Annotated in this window: 22 protein-coding genes and 1 riboswitch; of the genes, 10 read left to right on the top strand and 12 right to left on the bottom strand. The window is 73.4% G+C overall.

Translation table 11 applies throughout. The annotated features are described in order from the left end of the window. Positions 1-149 precede the first annotated feature (149 nt). Positions 150-1,187: a ComEA family DNA-binding protein gene (locus tag ACWPXV_RS15115; RefSeq protein ID WP_454085991.1), complete on the bottom strand. Its 1,038-nt coding sequence runs from the start codon at positions 1,185-1,187 to the stop codon at positions 150-152. A gap of 114 nt (positions 1,188-1,301) precedes the next feature. Further along, on the bottom strand, positions 1,302-2,207 hold the full coding sequence (locus ACWPXV_RS15110) for a DegV family protein (protein WP_454085990.1): 906 nt from the start codon (positions 2,205-2,207) through the stop codon (positions 1,302-1,304). 59 nt (positions 2,208-2,266) lie between these two features. On the opposite strand from ACWPXV_RS15110, the gene ACWPXV_RS15105 reads away from it, so the two are divergent. Next, positions 2,267-2,887, top strand: coding sequence for an AAA family ATPase (locus ACWPXV_RS15105; RefSeq protein ID WP_454085989.1), 621 nt, complete (start codon positions 2,267-2,269; stop codon positions 2,885-2,887). Positions 2,888-2,952: 65 nt separating this feature from the next. Here the strand turns inward: ACWPXV_RS15105 and ACWPXV_RS15100 are convergent, their stop codons facing one another. Then, positions 2,953-3,927, bottom strand: a complete 975-nt coding sequence (locus ACWPXV_RS15100; RefSeq protein ID WP_454085988.1) for a hypothetical protein — start codon at positions 3,925-3,927, stop codon at positions 2,953-2,955. Positions 3,928-4,211: 284 nt separating this feature from the next. Continuing rightward, positions 4,212-4,336: riboswitch (SAM riboswitch) on the bottom strand. 134 nt (positions 4,337-4,470) lie between these two features. On the opposite strand from ACWPXV_RS15100, the gene ACWPXV_RS15095 reads away from it, so the two are divergent. Together ACWPXV_RS15095 and ACWPXV_RS15090 are read left to right on the top strand one after the other, a co-directional pair. Next, positions 4,471-6,300: a DUF222 domain-containing protein gene (locus ACWPXV_RS15095; RefSeq protein WP_454085987.1), complete on the top strand. Its 1,830-nt coding sequence runs from the start codon at positions 4,471-4,473 to the stop codon at positions 6,298-6,300. A gap of 115 nt (positions 6,301-6,415) precedes the next feature. Next, positions 6,416-6,931, top strand: coding sequence for a flavin reductase family protein (locus ACWPXV_RS15090; RefSeq protein WP_454085986.1), 516 nt, complete (start codon positions 6,416-6,418; stop codon positions 6,929-6,931). Positions 6,932-6,995: 64 nt separating this feature from the next. Here ACWPXV_RS15090 and leuS read toward each other — a convergent pair whose 3' ends face one another. Further along, entirely contained in the window at positions 6,996-9,905 is a 2,910-nt protein-coding gene (gene leuS, locus ACWPXV_RS15085) for a leucine--tRNA ligase (protein WP_454085985.1), read from the bottom strand. 252 nt (positions 9,906-10,157) lie between these two features. Here leuS and ACWPXV_RS15080 point away from each other — a divergent pair, with 252 nt between their 5' ends. Further along, entirely contained in the window at positions 10,158-10,616 is a 459-nt protein-coding gene (locus ACWPXV_RS15080; protein WP_454085984.1) for a Dps family protein, read from the top strand. A gap of 83 nt (positions 10,617-10,699) precedes the next feature. Here ACWPXV_RS15080 and ACWPXV_RS15075 read toward each other — a convergent pair whose 3' ends face one another. From ACWPXV_RS15075 to ACWPXV_RS15065, 3 genes are read right to left on the bottom strand one after another with little or no spacing between them, the layout of a single operon-like run. Continuing rightward, complete coding sequence (locus tag ACWPXV_RS15075; protein WP_251840040.1) at positions 10,700-11,476, bottom strand: ABC transporter ATP-binding protein; 777 nt, start codon at positions 11,474-11,476, stop codon at positions 10,700-10,702. Positions 11,477-11,523: 47 nt separating this feature from the next. Then, entirely contained in the window at positions 11,524-14,085 is a 2,562-nt protein-coding gene (locus ACWPXV_RS15070) for an ATP-dependent DNA ligase (RefSeq protein WP_454085983.1), read from the bottom strand. A 35-nt stretch (positions 14,086-14,120) separates the two neighbouring features. After that, positions 14,121-14,489, bottom strand: coding sequence for a DoxX family protein (locus ACWPXV_RS15065; protein ID WP_454085982.1), 369 nt, complete (start codon positions 14,487-14,489; stop codon positions 14,121-14,123). A gap of 169 nt (positions 14,490-14,658) precedes the next feature. Here ACWPXV_RS15065 and ku point away from each other — a divergent pair, with 169 nt between their 5' ends. The 5 genes from ku to ACWPXV_RS15040 all read left to right on the top strand — a co-directional run bounded on the left by ku (position 14,659) and on the right by ACWPXV_RS15040 (position 17,796). Further along, a complete protein-coding gene (gene ku / locus ACWPXV_RS15060) occupies positions 14,659-15,621 on the top strand; it encodes a non-homologous end joining protein Ku (protein ID WP_454085981.1) in 963 nt (320 codons plus the stop codon). Positions 15,622-15,788: 167 nt separating this feature from the next. Further along, positions 15,789-16,091, top strand: a complete 303-nt coding sequence (locus ACWPXV_RS15055) for a DUF1540 domain-containing protein (RefSeq protein WP_251302855.1) — start codon at positions 15,789-15,791, stop codon at positions 16,089-16,091. A gap of 47 nt (positions 16,092-16,138) precedes the next feature. Continuing rightward, positions 16,139-16,795: a DsbA family oxidoreductase gene (locus ACWPXV_RS15050; protein WP_454085980.1), complete on the top strand. Its 657-nt coding sequence runs from the start codon at positions 16,139-16,141 to the stop codon at positions 16,793-16,795. Beyond that, complete coding sequence (locus ACWPXV_RS15045; protein WP_454085979.1) at positions 16,792-16,953, top strand: hypothetical protein; 162 nt, start codon at positions 16,792-16,794, stop codon at positions 16,951-16,953. The genes ACWPXV_RS15050 and ACWPXV_RS15045 overlap by 4 nt, the downstream gene beginning before the upstream one ends. 51 nt (positions 16,954-17,004) lie before the next feature. Then, entirely contained in the window at positions 17,005-17,796 is a 792-nt protein-coding gene (locus tag ACWPXV_RS15040) for an NAD-dependent epimerase/dehydratase family protein (protein ID WP_454085978.1), read from the top strand. Here ACWPXV_RS15040 and proB read toward each other — a convergent pair. The 5 genes from proB to ACWPXV_RS15015 all read right to left on the bottom strand — a co-directional run bounded on the left by proB (position 17,793) and on the right by ACWPXV_RS15015 (position 22,043). Continuing rightward, positions 17,793-18,896 carry a glutamate 5-kinase gene (gene proB, locus ACWPXV_RS15035; RefSeq protein WP_454086017.1) on the bottom strand — a complete coding sequence of 368 codons (1,104 nt, stop codon included), beginning with the start codon at positions 18,894-18,896 and terminating at the stop codon, positions 17,793-17,795. The two genes, ACWPXV_RS15040 and proB, sit on opposite strands and share 4 nt — an antisense overlap. A gap of 34 nt (positions 18,897-18,930) precedes the next feature. Then, the gene (obgE, locus tag ACWPXV_RS15030; RefSeq protein WP_454085977.1) at positions 18,931-20,472 is read right to left on the bottom strand and encodes a GTPase ObgE; all 1,542 of its coding nucleotides are present in this window, start codon (positions 20,470-20,472) and stop codon (positions 18,931-18,933) included. A gap of 83 nt (positions 20,473-20,555) precedes the next feature. Further along, a complete protein-coding gene (rpmA, locus tag ACWPXV_RS15025) occupies positions 20,556-20,813 on the bottom strand; it encodes a 50S ribosomal protein L27 (RefSeq protein WP_454085976.1) in 258 nt (85 codons plus the stop codon). A 56-nt stretch (positions 20,814-20,869) separates the two neighbouring features. After that, a complete protein-coding gene (gene rplU, locus ACWPXV_RS15020; protein WP_454086016.1) occupies positions 20,870-21,178 on the bottom strand; it encodes a 50S ribosomal protein L21 in 309 nt (102 codons plus the stop codon). 205 nt (positions 21,179-21,383) lie between these two features. Continuing rightward, on the bottom strand, positions 21,384-22,043 hold the full coding sequence (locus ACWPXV_RS15015; RefSeq protein ID WP_454085975.1) for a VOC family protein: 660 nt from the start codon (positions 22,041-22,043) through the stop codon (positions 21,384-21,386). A 73-nt stretch (positions 22,044-22,116) separates the two neighbouring features. Here ACWPXV_RS15015 and ACWPXV_RS15010 point away from each other — a divergent pair, with 73 nt between their 5' ends. Next, positions 22,117-22,572, top strand: a complete 456-nt coding sequence (locus ACWPXV_RS15010) for a hypothetical protein (RefSeq protein ID WP_454085974.1) — start codon at positions 22,117-22,119, stop codon at positions 22,570-22,572. Positions 22,573-23,020 lie beyond the last annotated feature (448 nt).

Here is a 23,020-nt window from a genome sequence, read left to right as displayed (position 1 = left end):
CCCGCCACCGCGCAGCGACCACGCGGCGCGGGCGGCGAGGAGCACGAGGAGCGCGGCGCCGGTGACGGCGACCGGTGGAGGCAGGAGGACGCCGATGAAGGCGGCCGTCCAGGCGGCGAGGGCGGCGGGCACAAGGCGCAGGTCGAGGGTCATACGCGGACCCGCTCGCGCAGCTTCTCCAGCGTGGCAGGACCGATGCCGGAGACCTCGAGCAGCTCCTCCACGGAGTGGAAGGGCCCGTTCGCGTCGCGCCACTCGAGGATGCGCTGCGCGATGGCTGGTCCCACCCCGGGCAGGGTGTCGAGGGCGGCGAGGTCGGCGGCGTTGAGGTCGACCACCCCACCCTCGGCGGCAGACTCACCCGCGACCGGTCCCGCGCCCACGTCCGGTGGCGCTCCCGCCGCGCCCGGTGGCTCCTCCCCCACCCGCGGCACGTACACCTGTTCCCCGTCGACGAGCGGCCGCGCGAGGTTGACCACTGCCAGCTCGGCGTCCGACTGCTCGCCGCCAGCGGCGGCGACGGCGTCGGCCACGCGTGCTCCCAGTGGCAGCTCGACGACGCCGGGCTCGTGGACCGCCCCTGCGACGTGGACGACGACGACACCCGCCGGCTCGGCCTGCGGCTCCCCCGGCGGCTCGCCCGTAGCCGCGTCACCCGGCGCAGGAGGCGAGGCAGCGGGCGGCGAGGCGGCGGGAGGCGACTCCGGCGTGGCCGGCTCCACGACCGCGGTCACCTCGGGCACCGGGACGGCGTCGGACGGCCCGAGGGCGATCGCACGGGCCACGACCGCCCCCGCGAAGGCCGCCACCACCGCCAGCACGACGATGACCGCCCGGCCCGAGACGCTCCACCGGCGCACCGGCATCTGCTGCGCGCCCACGGACCGTCGCTCGCCGCCCGCGCGGCCCACCGCGCCACCGCCGTCCCGGCTCCCGCGAGCTGTCGCCGCGCCGTCGCCCCAGCTCCCGGGAACTGGCGCCGCGCCACCTCCCCAGCCGTCGCCCCGGCTCCCGCGGCCTGCCGCCGCGCCGTCTCCCCAGCCCTCGTCCCCCTCACCGCTGACGATGCGGTCGAACTCACGCCCGGCGTCGTCGTCGAGGTCGAGGTGCCCGGACGTGGCCGTGTAGGCGCGACGGGTCAGCGCCCGCAGCCGGGCCGCGGAGTCCGTCCGCCTCGTCGGTGCCATGCGCGTGACCGTACGGACCGCGGCCCACGCCACCCCTTACGGAGGTGCCCGCTCGGGGACGGCACCTTCCCGCCGTCGTCCTGTGGAGCAGTGCTCAGCTCGGGGCGCGGACCGTCACTCGCCCGCCGGGGCGAGGGCCACGCCCACGACGCCGGGACCCGTGTGCGCCCCCACGACGGCGGTGACCTCGCTGCGGACGATGCTCGCCACCCGCGCGCCCGTCTCCGTCAGGCGCTGCTCGAGCGCCGCGGTGAGGGCGTCGGCGGCGTCGGTGTCGGCGAAGTGGTGGACGGCTACCCAAACCGGGCCGCCGTCGCCGCGTGGGGTAGCCGCCCCCGGTCCGCCCGCGGCCCGGACGGCGAGCTCGACGATGCGGCGCTGCGTGCGCGCCGCTCCCCGCGCCGTCTCGGCGACCGCGAGCCGCCCGCCCCGCAGCGCGAGGATCGGGCGCACCCCGAGCGCCGAGCCGAGGAACGTTCGCGCGGGGCCGATGCGGCCGCCGCGGGCGAGGTGGTGGAGGTCCGGGACGGCGAAGAGGACGCTGCTGCGGGCGGCGGTCTCCCGGGCGGCGGCGAGGACGCTGTCGGCACCGGCACCGGCGCCGCGTGCCGCGCGCTCGGCGGCCGCGAGCGCCGCGAAGCCCGTCCCCGCGCCGACGGTGCGCGTGTCGACGACATGCACGGGTGTCCCCCGACGCTCGCTGACCTCCTCGGCCGCGAGGCGCGCGTGCCCGACGGTTCCCGACAGCTCGGCCGACAGGTGCACGCACACGACGGCGGAGGCACCGTCGTCGACGGCCGCCTCCATCGCGTCGGCGAGCGCCTGCCGGGACGGGCCGGACGTCGTCGCCGTCCCGCCCGCTCGCAGGTGCGCGGCGAGCTCCTCGCGGCTGAGGGCGTCGTCGGGGTGGTCGGCGCCGTCGAGCAGGACGCGCAGCGGGACCACCCGGATGCCCAGCTCCTGCGCCGTCTGCGGCGACAGCGAGGCCGTGGAGTCGGTGAGGACCACGACGCCGGGCATCGACCCATCATCGCACCCTGGCCGGATCACGAGGCGACCGCCTGTGGCAGAGTCGCGCCATGCGCCTGCTCGTGATCTTCGGCCCTCCCGCCGTGGGCAAGATGACGGTGGGGCGCGAGGTCGCCCGGCGCAGCACCTTCCGCCTCTTCCACAACCACGCGCTCATCGAGCCGCTCTTGGAAGTGTTCGACTACGGCACGCCCCCGTTCACCCGGCTGCTCACCGAGTGGCGCGCACGGGTCGTCCAGGAGGCGGCCGTGGCGGGCACCGACCTGCTGCTCACCTACGTCTGGGGCCTGGACCTGCAGTCCGACCTCGACGAGCTGATCCAGCAGGTCCGTCCCTATGTCGAGGCGGGCGCCGAGGTGTCGTTCGTCGAGCTGGCGGCCGACCTCGACACACGCCTCGAGCGGAACCGGACCGAGCTGCGGCTCGCCGACAAGCGGTCCAAGCGGGACGTCGAGTGGTCCGACGCCAACGTCCGCGAGATGGAGCGGTTCGTCATGAACACCGGTCCCCGGCCCGACGGCGGCCCGCCCCTGCCGGGTACCCGTCTCCTCGCTCAGCACCGGCACCTGCGGCTCGACAACCGCGACCTCGCTCCTCACGAGGCGGCCGACCGCATCCTCACCTGGCTCGAGGGTCCCCACGAAGCGCTGCCCACCGCCCCACCGTCCTAGGTGTGGCCTCCTGGACCTTGGAGGACCAGGACTCCACACCTAGGCGGTCGGGCCGCGGTGCCGGCTCACGCCGGAACCGGCTGCGCCTCCGTGGTCGCCCCGGCGACCGACACCAGGCCACGGGCCTGGAGCGCCGGGATGATCCCCCGCAGCAGCCGCTGGACGTCGGCGGGGATGGAGCCGGGCAGGACGACGAAGCCATCCGCGGCACCGGCCTCGACCCACCGCTCGATGGTGGCGACGACGTCGCCCACCGTGCCGACGGCCTCGAGCGCACCCGACCACCCGGCGTCGCCGCCGGCGATGTCGGTGAGGAGGTCGGCGCGGGCGCGGGCGGACTCGTAGTCGGCGGCGATGACGGTGCGCAGGTCGACGAGGACGCGGACGGGGCCACGGCCTGCGGCACGCGCGGCGGAGCGGACGGCGAAGCGCAGCTCGCGCGCCCAGCTGAGGTCGGCCTCACGGAGGCGGACGACGTCGGCGAGCTCACCCGCGGCGGCGAGGTCGGCCTCCTCCTCGAGCGGGACGACGACGGTGGGGCGCTGGCTGGAGCGCGCCTCCGTGCTTCGGACGAGCTCCTCGAGGAGGTCGCCGAGCTGGGGCAGTGCGGCCACCGGCGCCTGCTCGCCGCGGGCCACCTGCAGGCCGGCCCACGAGCCGCTCTTGCGGTTGAACTGCGCGAGCTCGGCGGCCACGGCCGAGTCGGCGCGGCCGAGCTGGACGGTGGGCACGAGGCCCGTGCCGCCGGCGCTCGGGCTGATGCGGCGCGCGGCGATGACCGGGTCGAGCCAGGCGTTGGGGCGCGGTGCGGCGTCGGCGCGGAGCCGGAAGTCCTCGCCGAGCGTGACGAAGGAGACGCCACCCTTGTGGGCCGCACGGGCGTAGGAGGCGAGGCGGACGAGGTTGGCCTGCTCGGCGGGCAGGCCGGCAGCCGCCTCACGGTCGTGGGCGGGGGCGCCGAGGCCGGAGAGGTCGAGGGCGATCGTCGCCGTGGTCGAGGTCGTCGCGGTGGTACGGGTGGGCAGGAACGCAGCAGTCATGGCAGCACCTATCGAGGTCGCAGCGCCTGGGGCGCAGGGAAGGACGTGAGACCTGATACGCCGGATCCGGCGCCTGGCGTGTCACTCGCCGGCGGCTCGGGGGCTTGGATCAGGGGTGACGCGTCAGCGCGGCTCGCGCCGAGGGCGTCGCTTCCGTATGTCTCAGACCGACATACACGGACGACCGCACATGCACATGCTGCTGCCGCAACGGCTGGTGATCTGCCGGGGGCTGAGGTGCGTGGTCATCCTGGTACGTCCTTCGCGTGCTGGCACTCTCGCGGTGCGCTCCGTTGTCCCGACGGTCGCGGGACCAGGTCATCACCCGGGGCACCCACCGCACGTGGCGGGTTGCCGACCAGCAAGCCGGGGCTTAGCGCACTCGAGGTACGCACTGGTGCTCTGAACCTGTCGCAGACGCTAGCGGCGCCTCACTTCATGTGTCAACTGTCACGCGGTCGAATGTCAGTGGGCGGTCATACGGTGGAGTCATCAGGTTCACAGCACCGAGGTGGTGAGCGAGATGGCGGCGACGCAGGGCCAGTGGCTGAGCGCGGCCGACCTCGCCGGTCCCCGCCCTGGCTCGTGCTCGACGACGGCCCCGCCGAGCTCCCTCCCTTCCGCCCGACCCGCTCCCGCCCGGTGCCGGCCCTGACGAGCGTTGCGCCGAGGAGGTCCCACTCGAGGACGACGGCCCGCCCGAGCTCCTCCTCTCCTCCCGACCCTCTCTTCCCAGCAGGCCGGCGCGGGCACACGGACGACGACGACGGCGCAGAGCTGGGTGGCCTGCTCACCTCCCTGGCCCCGGGGCCAGCCCTGGCGGAGACTCTCGAGGCTCTCGACCCACGCACCGTCGACCTGTACGCGCTGGTGGAGATGGTCGCCGGCTACCAGCGGGTCGCCTCGTGGGCGGCCGCACGGGTCACCGAGCTCAGCGGTCTCCTCGCCGGGCGGCCCGGCATCAACCCGCACCACCCGCTCCCCGGCGGGAAGATCGCTGCCGACTCGGCCGCCGCCGAGCTCGCCCCGCGACTGGGGATCACGCGGTTCACGGCGCGGCGGATGGTCGAGCGCGCACGGCTCTTCCGGGACAAGCTCGACCAGACGGCGAACGCCCTCGAGCAGGGGCTCATCGACCCGGCCAAGGCGGCCGTGCTCACGCGTCACCTGGCGGAGCAGCCGGCGGACGTCGCCTGGGAGGTCCAGCGGGTCGTCCTGCCCGACGCCCCGCAACAGACCCCCAGCCAGCTCGCGCGTGCCGTGGAGAAGGCGATCATCGCGATCGACCCCAGCCGGGCGGTCCAGCGGCACCGCCGGGCGCGCGAGGAGCGGCGCGTGGACCACCCGCGGCCACTGCCCGACGGCATGGCCTCGATCCACGCGTTCCTTCCCGCCACCGACGCTGCGGGCTTCGACCTCGCCCTCGAGGCCGCTGCCCGCAGCGCCAAGGCGGCCGGGGACAGTCGCACCATCGACCAGCTGCGTGCCGACGTCCTCGCCCTCATGGGCCACACCGCGCTCGAGCAGGGCTACATCGGGCTGCCGGACATGAGTGACACGGACGCGGCCGCGGAAGCGGGCGACGAGGACTCCCGCGAGGTCGACGCCGACGACGGCGTGCCCACGGCCCCGTCGGCCGCGACCGGCACGCCGGACCTCCAGCCCGTGAGCGACTACCTGAGGATGCTCCACATGCCGGTGGGCACCATCGGCGGCAGGCGTGCGGTCATCCGGGTGGACGTGCCGCTGTCGGTCCTCGTTCTCCCACCGGAGACGCAGGGTGCCTTCCCCGCGTACGGCGAGTGCTGGGACCACCTCACCGGAGACACCGACGACGCCCCAGGGGCGAGCCCTGCCCACGACCCTCCAGGGGACAGCCCTGCCGACGACGGCCTGCTGCCGATGGCCGAGGTCGCCGAGCTCGAGGGCTACGGCCCCATCACCCCGGACGTCGCCCGCGCGCTGGCGATGAGCGCAGGCACCTGGCAGCGCATCGTCACCGACCCGCTGAGCGGGGAGGTCCTCGACGTCGGCCGCACCCGCTACCGCCCACCCGCCGCCCTGGCCGAGTTCGTCCGGGCCCGCGACCGCAGCTGCGTCATCCCGGGCTGCTCCACCCCGGCCCACAGCTGCGACCTCGACCACGTCGTCCCCTTCCCCGACGGCCCCACGAGCGCGTCCAACCTCGGTGCCGGGTGCCGACCGGACCACACCATCAAGACGCTCGGCCAGTTCCGCCTCGAGCACCTGGGAGGCGGCACCTTCCGCTGGATCACGCCGAGCGGTCACGTCTACCAGCGCGACCACCACGGCCGGGTGACCTGGGTGCGGACGGACACCGGCAGCATGGACGCCGCCGAGCCGCCCTTCTGAGACGGATGGCCTAGGTGCGTCCAGGGACTGGGAGGTCACACCCGCTGAGCGCCCACGGCGGGCACGCCTGGTCGACAATGGGGAGAGCCCCAGACTCGACCGCGAAGGACCGTTGATGACCGCCGAGCAGCCCGCCGCCCCCACCTCCCTGCCCGCGTCGGTGGACAGTGAGGAGTTCAAGGCCGTCTTCCGCCGCCACCCGGCAGGCGTCGCCGTCATCACCTGCGCCACCCCGGACGGGCCTGCCGGCTTCACCGCCACCTCGGTCATCTCCGTCGCCGCGAACCCCGCCATGCTGGCCTTCTCGGTGGCCGCGGGCTCCACCTCGCGCCGCATCCTCGACAGCGCCCCGAGCGTCGTCGTCAACTTCCTCAGCGAGGACCAGCAGGACCTCGCCCGCCGCTTCGCCGCCCGCGGCGCCGACCGCTTCGCCGGGATCGAGCACTGCTCGCTGCCTACCGGCGAGCCCGTCCTGCCCGGCACCACCGCGTGGATCCGGGGCGTCGTCGAGCAGCGCGTCCCCGTCGGTGACAGCCTGCTCATCACCCTGCGCGCCGTCCTCGCCCACCGCGAGGTCGACACCCAGCCGCTCGTCTACCTCGACCGGTCCTTCCCGCGCCTCGAGGGCTGACCGAGAAGCCGAGAGCCGGACCCCTCGCGAGGAGGGGTCCGGCTCTCGGTGCGTGGACGGGCGGCTACGCCGGCACGATGTTGACGAGCTTGGGCGCCCGAACGATGACCTTGCGCACCCCGCGGTCACCCAGCGCCCGCTTGACGCCCGGCGTCTCCAGGGCCAGCCGCTCGAGCTCCGCGGCGTCGATCGAGACCGGCACCTCGAGCTTGTCGCGCAGCTTGCCGGCCACCTGGACCACGCAGGTCACGGTGTCCTGGACCAGCAGCGCGGGGTCGGCGACCGGGAAGGGCTCGTGGGCCAGCGACCCCTCGTGCCCGATCCGCCGCCACAGCTCCTCGGCGATGTGCGGGGCGATGGGCGCGAGCATGAGCAGCAGCGGCTCGACCGCCTCGCGCGGCGTAGCGGCCAGCCCGGTGAGGTGGTTGTTGAGCACGATGAGACGCGCGATCGCGGTGTTGACCCGCATCGCCGCCATCTCGGTCTCGACGTCGGTGATCGTCCGAGCGACCAGTCGGCGGGTCTCCTCGTCGGCCGGCTCGTCGGTGACGAGCAGCTCCCCGGTCTCCTCGTCGACGACGTTGCGCCACAGCCGCTGGAGGAAGCGCTGGGAGCCGACGACGGCGCGCGTGTCCCACGGCCGCGACAGGTCCAGCGGCCCCATCGACATCTCGTACACCCGGAAGGTGTCGGCGCCGTAGGCCTCGTACATGTCGTCGGGCGTGACGATGTTCTTGAGGGACTTGCCCATCTTCCCGTACTCGCGAGAGACCTCCTGGCCCTGCCAGCGGTAGCTCACCTCGCCGGAGCCGTCCTCGGCCGCGACCTCCTCGACCTCGTCCGCGGGCACGTACTGGCCGCGGGCGTCGGCGAAGGCGTAGGCCTGGATGTAGCCCTGGTTGAAGAGCTTGTGGAAGGGCTCGACGCTCGAGACGTGCCCGAGGTCGAAGAGCACCTTCTGCCAGAAGCGCGCGTAGAGCAGGTGGAGCACGGCGTGCTCGACGCCGCCGACGTACAGGTCGGCGCCACCGCAGGACTTCTCGGCAGTCGGGCCCATCCAGTACTGCTCGTTGGCCGGGTCGACCAGGCGCTCGGTGTTGTTCGGGTCCAGGTACCGCAGCTCGTACCAGCACGAGCCGGCCCAGTTGGGCATCGTGTTGGTGTCGCGGCGGTAGGTCTTGACGCCGTCACCCAGGTCGAGCTCGACGGTGACCCAGTCCTCGGCCCGCCCGAGCGGGGGCTCCGGGGAGGAGGTCGCGTCGTCGGCGTCGAAGGTGCGCGGGGAGAAGTCCGGGACCTCGGGCAGCTCGACCGGGAGCATCTGCTCGGGCAGCACGTGGACGCGGCCCTCCTCGTCGTAGACGACGGGGAAGGGCTCACCCCAGTAGCGCTGGCGGGAGAAGAGCCAGTCACGCAGCCGGTAGGTCGTGCGCGCCTCGCCGAGGCCGCGGGCCTGCAGCCACTCGGTGATCGCGGCCTTGGCCTCGGCCACGCCCAGGCCGTTGAGGGAGATCTCGTCGTTGGCGGAGTTGATGATCTCGCCGTCGCCGGTCCAGGCGCCCTCGACGTGCTCGGCGGGCGGCTGCACGGTGTGGACGACGTCCAGCCCGTAGGCCTGGGCGAACTCGTAGTCGCGCGCGTCGCCACCGGGCACGGCCATGATCGCGCCGGTGCCGTAGCCCATGAGGACGTAGTCGGCGACGAACACGGGCAGCTGGGCGCCGTTGACGGGGTTGGTCGCGAAGGCGCCGGTGAACACACCCGTCTTGGCGCGGCCCTCCTCCTGCCGCTCCTCGTCCGTCTTCGCGGCAGCCTGCGCGCGGTAGGCGGCGACAGCCTCGGCCGGGCTCGCGTGCCCACCCGTCCACGACTCCTGGGTGCCCGCCGGCCAGGCGGAGGGCACGGCGTCGTCGAGGAGCGGGTGCTCGGGGGCCAGGACCATGAAGGTCGCGCCGAACAGCGTGTCGGGACGGGTCGTGAAGACGTCCAGCGCCAGCTGTGCCGAGCCACCGGGCGCCTCCCCCGCGCTCACGCGGGAGGGCAGCGCGAAGGTGACGATCGCACCCTCGGACCGGCCGATCCAGTTGCGCTGCATCGTCTTGACCTTGTCGGGCCAGTCGATGCGGTCGAGGTCGTCGACGAGACGGTCGGCGTAGGCGGTGATCCGCATCATCCACTGGCGCAGGTTGCGCTTGAACACGGGGTAGTTCCCGCGCTCCGAGCGCCCGTCGGCGGTGACCTCCTCGTTCGCCAGCACGGTGCCCAGCCCCGGGCACCAGTTGACCGGCGCGTCGGACACGTAGGCGAGGCGGTGGGCGTCCAGGGCGGCGGCGCGCGCGTCGGCGTCCATGTCGGCCCAGTCCCGGCCCGACGGCGTGGGCCGGGTCCCGTCGGCGAAGGCGGCCTCCAGCTCGCTGATCGGGCGGGCCGCACCGCGGCCACCGCCGGGACGCTCGGCGTCCTCGTCGTACCAGGCGTGGTACATCTGGAGGAAGATCCACTGCGTCCAGCGGACGTACTCGGTGTCCGTCGTCGCGAAGGAGCGGCGGTCGTCGTGGCCCAGGCCCAGGCGCCGCAGCTGGCGGCGCATGTTGGCGATGTTCTCCTCGGTGGTGATCCGGGGGTGCTGCCCGGTCTGCACGGCGTACTGCTCCGCGGGCAGGCCGAAGGCGTCGTAGGCCAGCGCGTGGAGGACGTTCTTGCCCTTCATCCGCTGGTAGCGGCCCACGACGTCGGTCGCGATGTAGCCCAGCGGGTGCCCGACGTGCAGGCCCTTGCCCGAGGGGTAGGGGAACATGTCGAGCACGTAGAAGGTCGAGTCCGTCGCGTCCCCGGCGAGGTCGCCGACCGGGTTGGGAGCGTGGAAGGTGCCGAGCTCCTCCCAGCGGTCCTGCCAGGCCTGCTCGATCTCGCTCGCCAGCCGGGCGGTGTAGCGGAAGCGGGGCTCCGCGGGGACGGGGGTCTCGGTGCTCATGTGATCCTCACGGTGGGGGTGGTCGCTCCTGGCATGAGAAAACCTCCCCGCAGGGAGGTGGGCCGCGCTGATGCGGCGCCGTCGGCGCCCGCTGTGGTCAGCGCGGCTGCGTAAGGAGGACCCGTCGCGACATGTGGCCCACCTTACCGCAGCGGCTGCGGGAGGCGGCCGACCGGGCCCCGCCATATGCTCGACAACGTTCGTCATCGTCATCGCGGGCACAGGACGTGCGCCGCGGAAGGGAGAGAGCAGATGGCTGCCAAGCCCACGGAGAAGGTCCTCACCGGTCTTCAGGAGACCCTCGTCGACCTCATCGACCTGTCCCTGCAGGCCAAGCAGGCCCACTGGAACATCTACGGGTCGCACTTCCGCTCGGTCCACCTGCAGCTCGACGAGGTCACCGCCGAGGTCCGCCTCGCCTCCGACGACGTCGCGGAGCGGCTCGTGGCGATCGGCGGTGAGCCGGACGGCCGAGCCTCCACCGTGGCGAGCTCCACGCAGGTCGAGTCGCTCTCGGGCGGCCGCCTCCCCGACGACAAGGTGATCCGCCAGTTCGAGGAGCGCCTCCAGTCGGTCGCCGACCGCATCAAGTCCAAGCTCGACGACATCGAGGAGAGCGACCCGCTGAGCCACGACCTCCTCGTCACGGTCGCCAGCGGCCTGGAGAAGCAGGCCTGGATGTTCCGCGCCGCCAGCGGCGACGCCAGCTGACCCAGCCCCACCCCACCCCACAGACGCCGACAGCCGGATTCCTCCGCGGAGGAATCCGGCTGTCGGCGTTAGTGCGAGGGGCGTCAGCGGAAGCGCTGGACGGCGAGCGGCGCAGCCTCGGCCAGCTCGCGGACCGTGGGGTGCTGGTCGACGTCCCCGAGGAGCTCCCCGAGCGGCCCGGTGGCCACGAAGGTCCCCTCGGCGAGGATGTGGACCTCGCGGCAGGTGCGCTCGACGAGCTCGAGGTCGTGGGACACGAGGACGACGGCGGTGTCGAGCTCGGCGAGCAGGCCCGCCAGCCGCCGGGCCAGGTTGACACGGGACTGCGGGTCGACGGCGGTGAGCGGCTCGTCCAGGACGAGGATCTCCGGCCGGGTCGCAAGCGCCGCCGCGACCGCCACGCGCTGCTTCTCCCCGCCCGAGAGCGTGACGAGCCGGCGGGTCGAGAAGGCCGCGGGGAGCCCGACGGCGTCGAGCAGGTCCCCCATCGACGTCGCGTGGGTCCGCCCCGCCTTGCGCGCCTCGCCCAGCGCGAGGCCGAGGCTGCGGGCAACGGTGAGCCGCGGGTCGGTGACGGTGAGCGAGTCCTGGGAGGTGAAGCGCACCGAGGCCTTGAAGGTCTTGCCCTCCCGGCGCGGCAGGCGGTGGACCGGGCGGTCGTTGAAGGTGACCGTGCCCTGGACCGGCCGGATCTGCCCCTGCAGCGCGCGCACGAGCGTCGTCTTCCCGGCGCCGGAAGGCCCCACGATGCCGAGCGGAGCGTCGCCGGACCGGATCTCGAGGTTCACCCCACGCAGCACGTGCGTCCCGGGGTAGCCCGCCCACAGGTCGTCGGCACGGAGGACCGCGCGAGTCGCCATCCCAGCTCCTTTCGTCCGAGCGCACTCTACGTCCTCGGACTGAGGGCTCAGGACTCCAGGACGACGTCGGCCGGCTCCTTGTCCGGGCGCCAGCCTCGCCACCGCGGGTGACGCAGCCGCCCGGTGGAGGTCCACTCGGCGAACTCGACCTCCGCCACCCGGCGGGGCGTCACCCAGCGGGCGTCGCGGGCCTCGGGCCGGGGCACCTCCAGCGGGGCGGTCTTGCGCTCCTCGCGGCCGAGCTCCTTCGCCCACCGGGCGGCGTCCCGCTCGGAGAAGCCCGTCCCGACCCGCCCGATGTAGCGCAGCTCGCCGTCGTCGGGCAGGGCGAGGAGGAGGGAGCCGACCTTGCCGGCACGGTTGCCCTGCCCGGGCCGCCAGCCGACGACGACGGCCTCCTGGGTGCTCGCGTGCTTGATCTTCAGCCACGAGCGGCTGCGGCGTCCGGGCGTGTAGGCGGAGTCGCGCCGCTTGGCCACGACGCCCTCGAGCTGCCACTGGCGGCTGGCCGCGACCGCTGCCTCGAGGTCGCCGTCGAAGGCGGGCGGGATCTCGACGAGGGCGCACCCGCCGGGGTCGACGGCCTCCTCGAGCACCTCCCGCCGCTCGTCGTAGGTCCGGCGCAGCAGGCTCGTGCCGTCGACCGAGATGGCGTCGAAGAGCATGAGGCGGACCGGGTTCTCCTCCGCGGCTCGCGCGATGGCGCGGGCGTCGGCGAGCTGGATGCGCTGCTGGAGGAGGCCGAAGTCGGGGCGGCCGGTGTCGGTGAGCGCGACGATCTCCCCGTCGAGCACCGCGGTGCGCGCGTCGACGCACTCGGCGAGGCCGGCGAGCTCGGGATAGGTGTCGGTGACCTCCCGGCCGCTGCGGCCCACGAGCCGCACGGCCCCGTCCTCGACGAGGACGACGGCGCGCACCCCGTCCCACTTCATCTCCACCGCCCACTCGGACGAGGCGTCCAGGACCGTCGCGTCGCTGAGGGTGGCGAGCATCGGGACGACGAACTCGGGAGCCGCGGTGTCAGTGGCCGCGCCGTCCGTCTCCCGTGCCGAGGAGTTCCGCGTTCGGCGGGAGGACGAGCTCGGCTCTCGGCGAGGGGCCGAGGAATCCGGCTCTCGGCGAGAAGGGGAAGGGGAGGGCGAGGAATCCGGCTCTCGGCGAGTGGAGGGGGACGTGGAGGCGTCGGGCGTCGACATGAGGTGGATGAGCCAGTGGTTGGACTCGTCCTCGGACCGGCCGCCGGTGTGGATGAGTGCGAAGCGGCTCGTGCGGCCCGGGCCGTCGGGGCCGGCGAGACCGCCGTCCTCCTGGCCGGTGAGCGTGACGATGACCTCCTTGCCCTCGCGCCACTTCTCGAAGGTGTACGTCCCGGTGTCCCAGATGGTCATCTCCCCGGCGCCGTACTCGCCCTTGGGGATGGCGCCGGAGAAGGTGAGGTACTCCATCGGGTGGTCCTCGGTCTGGACCGCGAGGTGGTTCTTCTTCGGCGAGGTCGGCACGCACTTGGGAAGCGCCCAGCTGACGAGGACGCCGTCGTGCGCCAGGCGCAGGTCCCAGTGCAGCCGGCTCGCGTGGTGCTCCTGGATGACGAAGGCGAGGGTGCCGTCGTCGGGAGCGACGGCGGCCGGCACGGGCTCGGGCGTCCGCGCCGCGTCGCGCTTGGCCCGGTACACCTCGAGGCGGTCGCGCCTGGGCTGCCCGCCCGCCTGGTCGGCGGCCTCCCCCAGCTCGGCCATCGGGTCCCCGCGCCGCTCGACGCGCTCGACGACCTCCCGCAGGTCCAGGTGCCGCAGTTTCGGGTGGGTGAGCTCGCGCCACGTCCGGGGGGCGGCGACCATCGGGCGCTCCCGGCCCCGCAGCGAGTACGGCGCGATCGTCGTCTTGTTCCCGTTGTTCTGCGACCAGTCGACGAGCACCTTCCCGCGGCGCAGGTCCTTCTTCATGTTCGACACGACGAGGTCGGGGTGGTCGGCCTCCAGCGTGCGGGCCAGCTCCTTGGCCACCTCGCTCACCTCGTCCGACGTGGCCGTGCCCGGCAGCGCGGAGTACAGGTGGATGCCCTTGGACCCGCTCGTCACCGGGACCGGGTCCAGACCCATCCCCTGGAGGATGTCGCGGGCCAGCACGGCCACCTCGACGCACTCGGCGAGGCCCGCGCCCTCCCCCGGGTCGAGGTCGAGGACGAGGCGGTCGGGGTTGCCGCGCTTCCCGTCGCTGCCCACTCGCCACTGGGGGACGTGGACCTCGAGCGCGGCGACCTGGGCGAGCCAGGCGAGCGTCGCGGCGCTGTCGACGAGCGGGTAGGTGTTGACGTGGTCGCTGTGCTCGATCTCCACCCGCTCGACCCAGTCCGGCGCACCGGACTCGACGTTCTTCTGGAAGAACACCTGGCCCGGGTCCTCCTCCGAGCCCGTCCCGTTGGGCCAGCGCTTGCGGGTGGCGGGACGGCCGGCGCAGTGGGGCAGCATGACCGGCGCGATCCGCGAGTAGTACTCGAGGACGTCGGCCTTGGTCGTGCCGGTGGCGGGGTAGAGGACCTTGTCGAGGTTGGTCAGGCGCAGCCGGTGGCCGTCCACCTGCACGACCGTGGGTCCGCTGTCCTTCGCCATGGCGCCATGCTGCCCGGCGGGCGCAGCACCCGCACCTACACCGGGTACTCGGTGAGCCGCAGCGCCGTGAGCGCCCCGGCGACGACGGCGAGGGCGAGCGGGACGACGAAGGGCTCGCGGCGGCGCAGGTGGAGGGCGGTCGCGACGAGCATCATGACCGCGAGCGCTCCCGAGGCGACGGGCACGAGGTGGACCGAGCGCTCGAGCACCGGTGGCAGCACCAGGCCGAGAGCGCCCGCGAGCTCGAGCAGCCCGATCGCCTTGAGCGCCGCCGGGTGGACGTCCTGGACGTAGGTCATGCCGCTGTCGTAGAGCGCCTGCCGCGAGCTGACGACCTTCGAGACCCCCGACCCGAGGAAGACGACCGCCACCAGCGCCGTGACCACCCACAGCCAGATCTCCACACCCGCTCCTCTCGCGCGTCGTTGCGCCGGCTCCACCGTAGGGGTCAAGGCCCCGTCCCGTCCGGGCTTTCGGCGCCCCCTCTCCCGGATCTCCGCTGGCGGGAGTACGGTACGGGCACTTCACTGGGGGCAGACGGACGAGGGCCGGCCCCGCCGGCGAGGAGGCAGCATGCGCGCGATCTGGAAGGGCTCGATCACCTTCGGGCTCGTCAACGTCCCCATCTCGGTCTTCAGCGCCACGGAGAGCCACGACATCCGCCTGCACCAGGTGCACGACGCCGACGGCGGGCGGATCCGCTACCAGCGCCGCTGCGAGATCTGCGGGGAGCCGGTCGAGTGGGACCACATCAACAAGGCCTTCGACGACGGCGACCGGACCGTCGTCATCACCGACGACGAGCTCTCCGAGCTGCCGACCGAGAAGTCGCGCGAGATCGAGATCCTCCAGTTCGTCCCCAGCGACCAGGTCGACCCCATCATGATGGCCAAGACCTACTACCTCGCCCCGGCGTCGACCTCCGCGAAGTCCTACGCGCTGCTGCGCCGCACGCTGGAGGAGAGCGACCGGACGGCGATCGTGTCCTTCACGCTGCGCCAGCGCACCCAGCTGGGGGCGCTGCGCGTGCGTGACGACGTCATGCTCCTCCAGACCCTCCTGTGGGACGACGAGGTGCGCGAGCCCGACTTCGCGGGCGTCGACAAGGACGTCCGCATCAGCGCCAAGGAGCTCGAGATGAGCCAGGCGCTCGTGGAGAACTTCTCCGGCGACTTCGACCCCTCCGAGTACACCGACGAGTACCAGGCGCAGCTGCGCACCCTCGTCGAGGCCAAGCTCGAGCAGGGCGACACCGTGGACACCGAGGAGACCTTCGGCACCGACCGTGAGGAGGGCGAGGAGGCCGAGGTCCTTGACCTCATGGAGGCCCTGCGCCGCTCCGTCTCCGCCGCCAAGGAGAAGAAGTCCGGGTCGGGGTCCGGCTCCGGCAGCTCCGGGTCGAAGGCGTCCTCGTCGTCGACCGCGAAGAAGTCGACCTCCTCCTCCTCCTCCAAGGACGAGGAGAAGAAGCCGGCCGCGAAGAAGAAGACGGCCGCGACCGCCCGCAAGAAGACGGCGAGCAAGAAGACCGCCTGACGGTTAAGGACACGCACTCGCTGCGTTTATCGGAATTGCTGAGGTAAGGCTTTCCTCACCTATTTCGCTCGCCTTTTTCTCCTGCTTTCTTCGCCATTTCGGTCTACTGTCGTTCTCACGACGCCCGCGACGAGACGGGCGCCACGGAGACGACGAGGAGCACGACGATGAGCGCTCTGGCGGAGCTGCCCCCGGTCACCGACTGCACCGTGACCGGCTGCGGGTTCAACCACGACCACGACTGTCACGCGGCGGCGGTCACCATCGCCGGGGCGAGGGGCGACGCCGCGTGCGTCACCTTCATCCCGCTGGGCACGAAGGGCGGCCTGGACACGGTGCTCGCCCACGTCGGCGCCTGCCAGCGCACCGACTGCGTCCACAACGCCGATCTCGAGTGCACGGCGAGCGCGATCCGCGTGGGCGCCGGAGGGTCCGCGGCCGACTGCCTCACCTACACCGCGCGGGCCTGAGGAACGCCGTCGGGAAGAAGCCGGCGGCGCCCGTGGTTGGCGCAGGTATGACCACCTCACCCATCCACGTCGACATCTGGTCCGACATCGCCTGCCCCTGGTGCTACATCGGCAAGCGCAAGTTCGAGGCCGGGGTCGCCGCCTTCGACGGCGACGTCACCGTCACCTACCACTCGTTCGAGCTCGCCCCGGACACGCCGGTCGACTTCGAGGGCAGCGCCGCGGACTTCCTCTCCCAGCACAAGGGCATGCCCCGCGAGCAGGTCGGGCAGATGCTCCAGCAGGTGACGGCGATCGCCGCCGAGGTGGGGCTGGAGTACGACTTCGGCTCCGTCCACCAGACCAAGACGCTGCTCGCCCACCAGGCCCTCCACCACGCCCGCGAGCAGGGCCGCCAGCTCGAGCTCGTCGAGCGGCTGTTCGAGGCCTACTTCGTCGAGGGCCGCCACGTCGGCAAGGTCGAGGAGCTCGTCGCGCTGGGCGCCGAGGCCGGGCTCGACGCCGACACCCTGCGGACCGCCCTGGAGGAGGGGACGCACGCCGACGCCGTCGCCGCCGACATCGCCCAGGCCCGCGCCTACGGCATCCAGGGCGTGCCCTTCTTCGTCATCGGCGGGAAGTACGGCGTGTCCGGCGCGCAGCAGCCGGCCGTCTTCACCCAGGCCCTCGAGCAGGTCCGCAGCGAGGCGGTGACGGTCCGGTGACCGAGCCGCTGCTGCCCGCCTTCCCGCCGCCCGCCGGCCTCACGATGGTGGGTGCCGAGGACGCCGCCGTGTGCGTCGACGGCGTCTGTGCCGTCCCGGCCCCACCCGAGGAGCCGGTGGCACCCGCAGCGCGGGAGGACCCGGCGCCCACCCGCTGAGAAGCGCGCCTGCGGAGGCGAGCGCCCGGGTCCCGCTGCACGATGGTGGCCATGAGCTCGAACACGCGACGGACCAGGGTGCTGCTCACGGGTGCGACCGGCGGCATCGGAGTACTTCTCGAGGAGCGCCTCGGCGGCGACTACGACCTCGTGACGCAGGGGCGCCACCCGGCCACCGAAGAGCAGGAGGAGACGCTCCACCTCGCCGACCTCGACGACTACGACGAGGTGCTCGGGCTGATGGACGGCGTCGACGTCGTCGTCCACCTGGCGGGGGCCGCCTCCCCCGAGTCCGAGTGGGACGCCGTGCTCGCCGCCAACATCGTCGGCACCCGCAACGTCCTCGAGGCCGCGCGGGAGGCCGGCGTGCGGCGCGTCGTCTTCGCCTCGTCCAACCACGCGATGGGGATGTACGACCGGCACGGTGACTGGCCCGTCTACCCCCACCACCTGCCGCGCCCCGACTCCCTCTACGGGGTGTCGAAGGTTTTCGGGGAGACGATCGGGCGGTTCTACCACGACGAGCACGGCCTGGAGTTCATCGCCCTGCGCATCGGCTGGTACACCGACGACCCGCTCGACGCCGACGAGGACGTGCTCCGGGCGATGTGGCTGAGCCCGGACGACTGCGAGCACGTGGTCCGCCGCGCCATCGAGGCCGAGGTCCCCTACGGCGTCTACTACGCCGTCTCGGACAACCCCAACCGCCGCTGGGACCTCACCAACACCATGCTCGAGCTGGGCTACCGCCCCAAGGACGACTGGACCGAGCTGCCCGGTGCCCAGGAGGACGTCGTCGAGGGCGGCAAGGGCGCACCGGACAGCTGGCCGGCGGGCTCCTAGTAGCGGGAGACGATGACGAGGTCGTCGCGGTGGACGACCGGCCGCGGGTGGGCGGTCCCGTCCCGCTCCTGGAGCTCCGCCGTCGTCCGTCCCTGCATCTCGCGGACCTCACCGGCGCTGTAGGCGACGAGACCGCGGGCGGTGACGACACCGTCGGGCGTGGCGAGCTCGACCGGGTCGCCCGGCTCGAAGTCCCCCTCGACGCCGGTGATCCCGGCCGCGAGGAGGGAGCGCTTGCCGTGGGTGATGGCGTGGATCGCGCCGTCGTCCAGGACGAGGCGCCCGCTGGTGCGGGCGGCGTGGGCCAGCCACAGCCGCCGGGTGCTCTTGCGGCGGCCGGTGGCGGCGAACCACGTGCCCACCGGCTCCCCCAGCAGCGCCCGCTCGACGTTGTCGGCGGCCGTGAGGACGACGGGCACGCCGGCGCTCGTGGCGATCGAGGCGGCCTCGAGCTTTGTCACCATGCCGCCGGTGCCGATCGACGTGCCGCGGCCGGTCACCTCGACGCCGGCGAGGTCCTCCTCGCTGCGGACCTCGGGGATGCGGCGGGTGCCGGGCCGCGAGGGCGGGCCGTCGTAGAGGCCGTCGACGTCGGTGAGGAGGACGAGCGCGTCGGCGCGGACGAGGTGGGCGACGAGCGCCGCGAGGCGGTCGTTGTCCCCGAAGCGGATCTCGTCGGTGGCGACGGTGTCGTTCTCGTTGACGATCGGCACGACGCCGAGCGCGAGCAGCCGCGCGAGGGCACGCTGCGCGTTGCGGTAGTGCTGGCGGCGGATGAGGTCCTCGGCCGTGAGGAGCACCTGGCCCACGCGGCGGCCGTGCTCGGCGAAGGCCTCGGTGTACCGGGCCACGAGCAGCCCCTGCCCCACCGACGCCGTCGCCTGGGCGGTGGCGAGGTCGGTGGGCCGCATCGGTAGCCCGAGCGGGGCGATGCCTGCCGCGATCGCACCGGAGGAGACGAGGACGACCTCCTGGCCGGCGGCCCGCCGCTCGGCGACGACCGCCACGAGCCGGTGGATCCGGTCGAGGTCCAGCCGGCCGCCCGGCGCGGTGAGCGACGAGGAGCCGATCTTGACGACGACCCTCCCGGCGTCGGCCATCGCGGAGCGGTCGAGCAGTGGCGGGGTCACGGCCCTATTGTGCCGTGGGCGGGTCCTCGGGCTCGGGCGTGGCCCAGTGTCCGGACTCGCGCTCGGTCCACAGCTCCTCGCGGGCGGCGGTCTTGGCGTCCATCCGGTCCTGGTACTGGCGGCGCTTGTCGGCGCGCGTGGAGCGCGGGGCGTACGCCGCGTCCTCCAGACGCAGGTCGCTGCCGCGGGGGCCGAGCAGCTCCGCGCCGGTGGCCATCGTGGGCTCCCAGTCGAAGATCACCCCGCCCTCGACGGAGCCGATGACGACCTCGTCGCCCGGCTTGGCGCCGGCCTTGAAGAGCTCGTCCTCGACGCCCAGCCGGGCGAGACGGTCGGCGAGGAAGCCGACGGCCTCGTCGTTGGCGAAGTCGGTCTGGCGGACCCACCGCTCCGGCTTGGAGCCGCGGATCTGGAAGAAGTAGCCCTCGTGGCGGTTGCGGCGGCTGACGGTGAACCCGGCGTCGTCGACGGCGCGCGGGCGCAGCACGACCCGCGCCGGCTCGGCGGGCGGCGCGGCGGCCCGCGCCTCGGCGACGAGGCCGGCGAGGGCGAAGGACAGCGGCCGCAGGCCCTCGTGGCTGGCGGCGGAGACCTCGTGGACGGGCAGGCCCCGCCCCTCGAGCTCGCCGCGCACCATCTCGGCGAGCTCACGGGCCTCGGGCACGTCGATCTTGTTGAGGACGACGACGCGCGGCCGCTCGCCCAGCGGCTGCCGGCCGCTCACCGTGAGGTCCTCGGCGTAGGCGGCCAGCTCGGCCTCGATCGTGTCGAGGTCGCTCACCGGGTCGCGGCCCGGCTCGAGGGTGGCGCAGTCGAGGACGTGGACGATGACGGCGCAGCGCTCGATGTGGCGCAGGAAGTCCAGGCCCAGGCCCTTGCCCTGGCTCGCGCCGGGGATGAGCCCGGGGACGTCCGCGACGGTGAAGCGCTCGTCGCCCGCCTGGACGACGCCGAGGTTGGGCACCAGCGTGGTGAAGGGGTAGTCGGCGATCTTCGGCCGGGCCGCGGACAGCGCCGCGATGAGGCTCGACTTGCCGGCGCTCGGGAAGCCGACGAGCGCGACGTCCGCGACGCTCTTGAGCTCGAGGACGAGCTCGGCGGTCTCCCCCTCCTCACCGAGGAGGGCGAAGCCGGGCGCCTTGCGACGCGGGGAGGCGAGGGCGGCGTTGCCCAGGCCGCCACGTCCGCCGGCGGCGGCGACCAGGCGGGTACCGGCACCGACGAGGTCGGCCAGCACCTCGCCGTCAGCGGTCTTGACGACCGTGCCGTCCGGCACCGCGAGGACCAGGTCCTGACCGTTCTTGCCGTTGCGCATGTCCCCGGCGCCCTGGCTGCCGTTCGTGGCGCGCCGGTGCGGGGAGTGGTGGTAGGCGAGCAGCGTCGTCGTCTGCGGGTCGACCTCGAGGATGACGTCACCGCCGCTGCCGCCGTTGCCACCGTCGGGGCCGCCGAGCGGCTTGAACTTCTCACGACGGATGGAGGCGACACCGTTGCCACCGTTGCCGCCGGCGACGTGCAGCACGACGCGGTCGACGAAGCTGGCCATGGTTCCTCCTGGGGCCGGGTACGGACGAGGGGGCGGACGGCTCGTGCCGTCCGCCCCCGCCGGGAAGTGTGAAGCGCTGTCGATCAGGCCTCGGCCGCGACGATGTTGACCGTCTTGCGGCCACGGCGCGTGCCGAACTCGACGGCACCGGCGGCGAGGGCGAACAGGGTGTCGTCCTTGCCACGGCCGACGTTGTCGCCCGGGTGGAACTTGGTGCCGCGCTGGCGGACGATGATCTCGCCGGCGTTGACGACCTGGCCACCGAAGCGCTTGACGCCGAGGCGCTGCGCGTTCGAGTCGCGGCCGTTCCGGGTGGAGCTGGCGCCCTTCTTCGTTGCCATCTCAGTCCTGCTTTCGTGTGGTGCGAACGGGGGTGTGCTGGCCCGGGGGCCGCGGACTACTTGATGCCGGTGACCTTGACGCGGGTCAGCTCCTGGCGGTGGCCCTGGCGCTTGCGGTAGCCGGTCTTGTTCTTGAACTTCATGATCGTGATCTTCTTGCCGCGCTCCGCGCGCACGATCTCTGCGGTGACGGTGACCTTCGCGAGGTCGTCCGTCCCGGTGGTCACCTTGTCGCCGTCCACGAGCATGAGCGGGGTGAGGTTGACGGTGTCCCCAACCTTGCCGTCAACCCTGTTCATGACGACGACGTCGCCGACGGACACCTTCTCCTGTCGGCCGCCGGCCTTGACGATCGCGTACACCACGTTGCTGCTCATCTCTGTCGTTACGGGGCCCGGCACTCACCGGCCGAGCCGGTGCGCGGGGCGCACAAGGGAGGGCGCGTCCGGGACGCACCGACGTTCAAGAGTACGCCGCGCGCCCCCGCCGAGCAAATGGCTCAGCGGCGCCAGCACCGGGGAAACGGTGTGGTTTCGCGCACAGTGGGTACCGGGCGCACGCCCAGCATAGTCAGTGCCGGTCGTGCCACGTGCACACGCGGACCTCGGCGCCCTCGGGGTCGGCGAGGACCCAGCGCGCGGGCGCCTCCGCGTCGGACACCAGCCGCCCGCCCGCGGCCACCGCCGCCCGGACCCGGTCCTCGGCGACGTCGTGCGGCACGTGCACGTCGAGCTCGAGGTCACCGCGGGGCGGCTGCGCCGGCACCCGGTGGAACCACACGTGCGGCAGCCGCCCCTGCGGGTCGGACAGCTCGCCGTCGTCCTCCTTGTACCCGAGCACCGCCGACCAGAAGGCGCGGACGCGCGCGGGGCTGATGACGGCGATCCCGATCTCGAGGTCGTTGACGCGGCCGGGCGCGAGCGGCACGCCGAGCTCCTCGGCGATCGCGGAGATGCGCTCGGCGAGCGCGACGTCCGCCTCGGTCAGTGTGCCGCGCGAGTGCGTGGTCACCGAGACGTACAGCGTCCCGTACCGCAGGTCGAGGTCCGGGTGGTGGTCCATCTCCTCGGCGGCATCGACGATCCGGCTGATGAGATGGGCACCGACGGGCATGGCCCCGGTGCGCAGCGTGGTGCGCAGGAAATGGCGCACCACCCTCCACCCGCTGAGAGTGGTTCGCGCGGAAGCGTCCTCCGCGCTGACTGGTCTGTTTTCAAGCACGCTCCCCATCTGCGTACCCTCGCACCGGCCGCGCGGAGCGACAAGCCGGAGCGATGTCGGTGGTCGGTGGGACGCTTCACACATGGACGACGACGCACGGGTACCGCTGTCGGGGGCGCAGCTCCTCGCGTCCTTCTTCGCGTCCGCACCGACCGCCGTTCACCCGGCGATCCGCGCGCGGATCCCCCGGGTGCGCGCGCACCTGCTCACCTACCTCGACACCGAGGCGGAGGCGTGGCTCACGCCCGACGAGCTCGTCCTCGTGGGCGCGGAGCGGCAGCTCGAGCCGCAGGACGCCGTCGTGCGGGTGACGGGTGTGGAGGTCGTCGTCGCGGCGCTGCCGGGCTTCTGCCACCCGGCGTGGCTGCTGCCCGCCCCGCTCGACGCCCGGGCACAGCTGCGCCTCGTGGCGGCGCTGCGGCAGTGGGCAGCCGAGCACGGGAAGCTGTCCGCGCAGGCCACCATGCACCTGCTCCCCCGGGTGGACGAGGCGGTGCGGCGCGCACAGGCGGGACTCAACGGCTCACCCGCCCCGTGACGAGCACGGGGCGGGTGAGGACGTCGGAGGCTCAGGCGGTGATCGGACCGCCGGAGGTGACGCGGCGCGAGCGGCGCTTACGCGTGCCGGACTGCTCCTGGGCGTCGGTCGCCGCGGCCTGAGGGTCCGCGGCGGGTGCCGGGTCCTTGGCGGGCGCCGGGTCCTTGGTCGGGGCCGCGTCCCTGGGGGCTGCCCGGGCGGGCGCAGCCTCCCCGGCCCGGGCCCGGGCCCGCCCCGGCGCCGCCGCCCGGGGGCGGGGGGGGAGCGGCGCCCGAGCCGCCACGGCAGGGAGGGGGAGGCCCCCCCCCCCGCTGGGGTGGGGCACGCGACCGCCCCGCCGGCGCGCGTCCGCGACGATCTGGCCGTGGAAGGCCGTGTTGTGGTTCCAGTACGTCGCCGTCACTGCGCTCCCAGCTCCACGAGGAGGACCCCCGCGGCGATGAGCACG

The sequence above is a fragment of the Georgenia sp. Marseille-Q6866 genome (assembly GCF_965111665.1).
The sequence above is the reverse complement of the archived record's forward strand: the minus strand, read 5'-3'. Positions and strand labels throughout refer to the sequence as shown.

Coding starts and splice junctions, on each gene's coding strand:
- ACWPXV_RS15070 (WP_454085983.1), bottom strand. CDS start 14,085: ATGGCGAAGGACAGCGGACCCACGGTCGTGCAGGTGGACGGCCACCGG.
- ACWPXV_RS15090 (WP_454085986.1), top strand. CDS start 6,416: ATGACCGCCGAGCAGCCCGCCGCCCCCACCTCCCTGCCCGCGTCGGTG.
- ACWPXV_RS15110 (WP_454085990.1), bottom strand. CDS start 2,207: ATGCCCGGCGTCGTGGTCCTCACCGACTCCACGGCCTCGCTGTCGCCG.
- proB (WP_454086017.1), bottom strand. CDS start 18,896: ATGGCCGACGCCGGGAGGGTCGTCGTCAAGATCGGCTCCTCGTCGCTC.
- ACWPXV_RS15050 (WP_454085980.1), top strand. CDS start 16,139: ATGACCACCTCACCCATCCACGTCGACATCTGGTCCGACATCGCCTGC.
- ACWPXV_RS15015 (WP_454085975.1), bottom strand. CDS start 22,043: ATGGGGAGCGTGCTTGAAAACAGACCAGTCAGCGCGGAGGACGCTTCC.
- ACWPXV_RS15100 (WP_454085988.1), bottom strand. CDS start 3,927: ATGACTGCTGCGTTCCTGCCCACCCGTACCACCGCGACGACCTCGACC.
- ku (WP_454085981.1), top strand. CDS start 14,659: ATGCGCGCGATCTGGAAGGGCTCGATCACCTTCGGGCTCGTCAACGTC.
- ACWPXV_RS15105 (WP_454085989.1), top strand. CDS start 2,267: ATGCGCCTGCTCGTGATCTTCGGCCCTCCCGCCGTGGGCAAGATGACG.
- rpmA (WP_454085976.1), bottom strand. CDS start 20,813: ATGGCAACGAAGAAGGGCGCCAGCTCCACCCGGAACGGCCGCGACTCG.
- ACWPXV_RS15040 (WP_454085978.1), top strand. CDS start 17,005: ATGAGCTCGAACACGCGACGGACCAGGGTGCTGCTCACGGGTGCGACC.
- obgE (WP_454085977.1), bottom strand. CDS start 20,472: ATGGCCAGCTTCGTCGACCGCGTCGTGCTGCACGTCGCCGGCGGCAAC.
- ACWPXV_RS15010 (WP_454085974.1), top strand. CDS start 22,117: ATGGACGACGACGCACGGGTACCGCTGTCGGGGGCGCAGCTCCTCGCG.
- ACWPXV_RS15075 (WP_251840040.1), bottom strand. CDS start 11,476: ATGGCGACTCGCGCGGTCCTCCGTGCCGACGACCTGTGGGCGGGCTAC.
- ACWPXV_RS15080 (WP_454085984.1), top strand. CDS start 10,158: ATGGCTGCCAAGCCCACGGAGAAGGTCCTCACCGGTCTTCAGGAGACC.
- leuS (WP_454085985.1), bottom strand. CDS start 9,905: ATGAGCACCGAGACCCCCGTCCCCGCGGAGCCCCGCTTCCGCTACACC.
- ACWPXV_RS15115 (WP_454085991.1), bottom strand. CDS start 1,187: ATGGCACCGACGAGGCGGACGGACTCCGCGGCCCGGCTGCGGGCGCTG.
- ACWPXV_RS15055 (WP_251302855.1), top strand. CDS start 15,789: ATGAGCGCTCTGGCGGAGCTGCCCCCGGTCACCGACTGCACCGTGACC.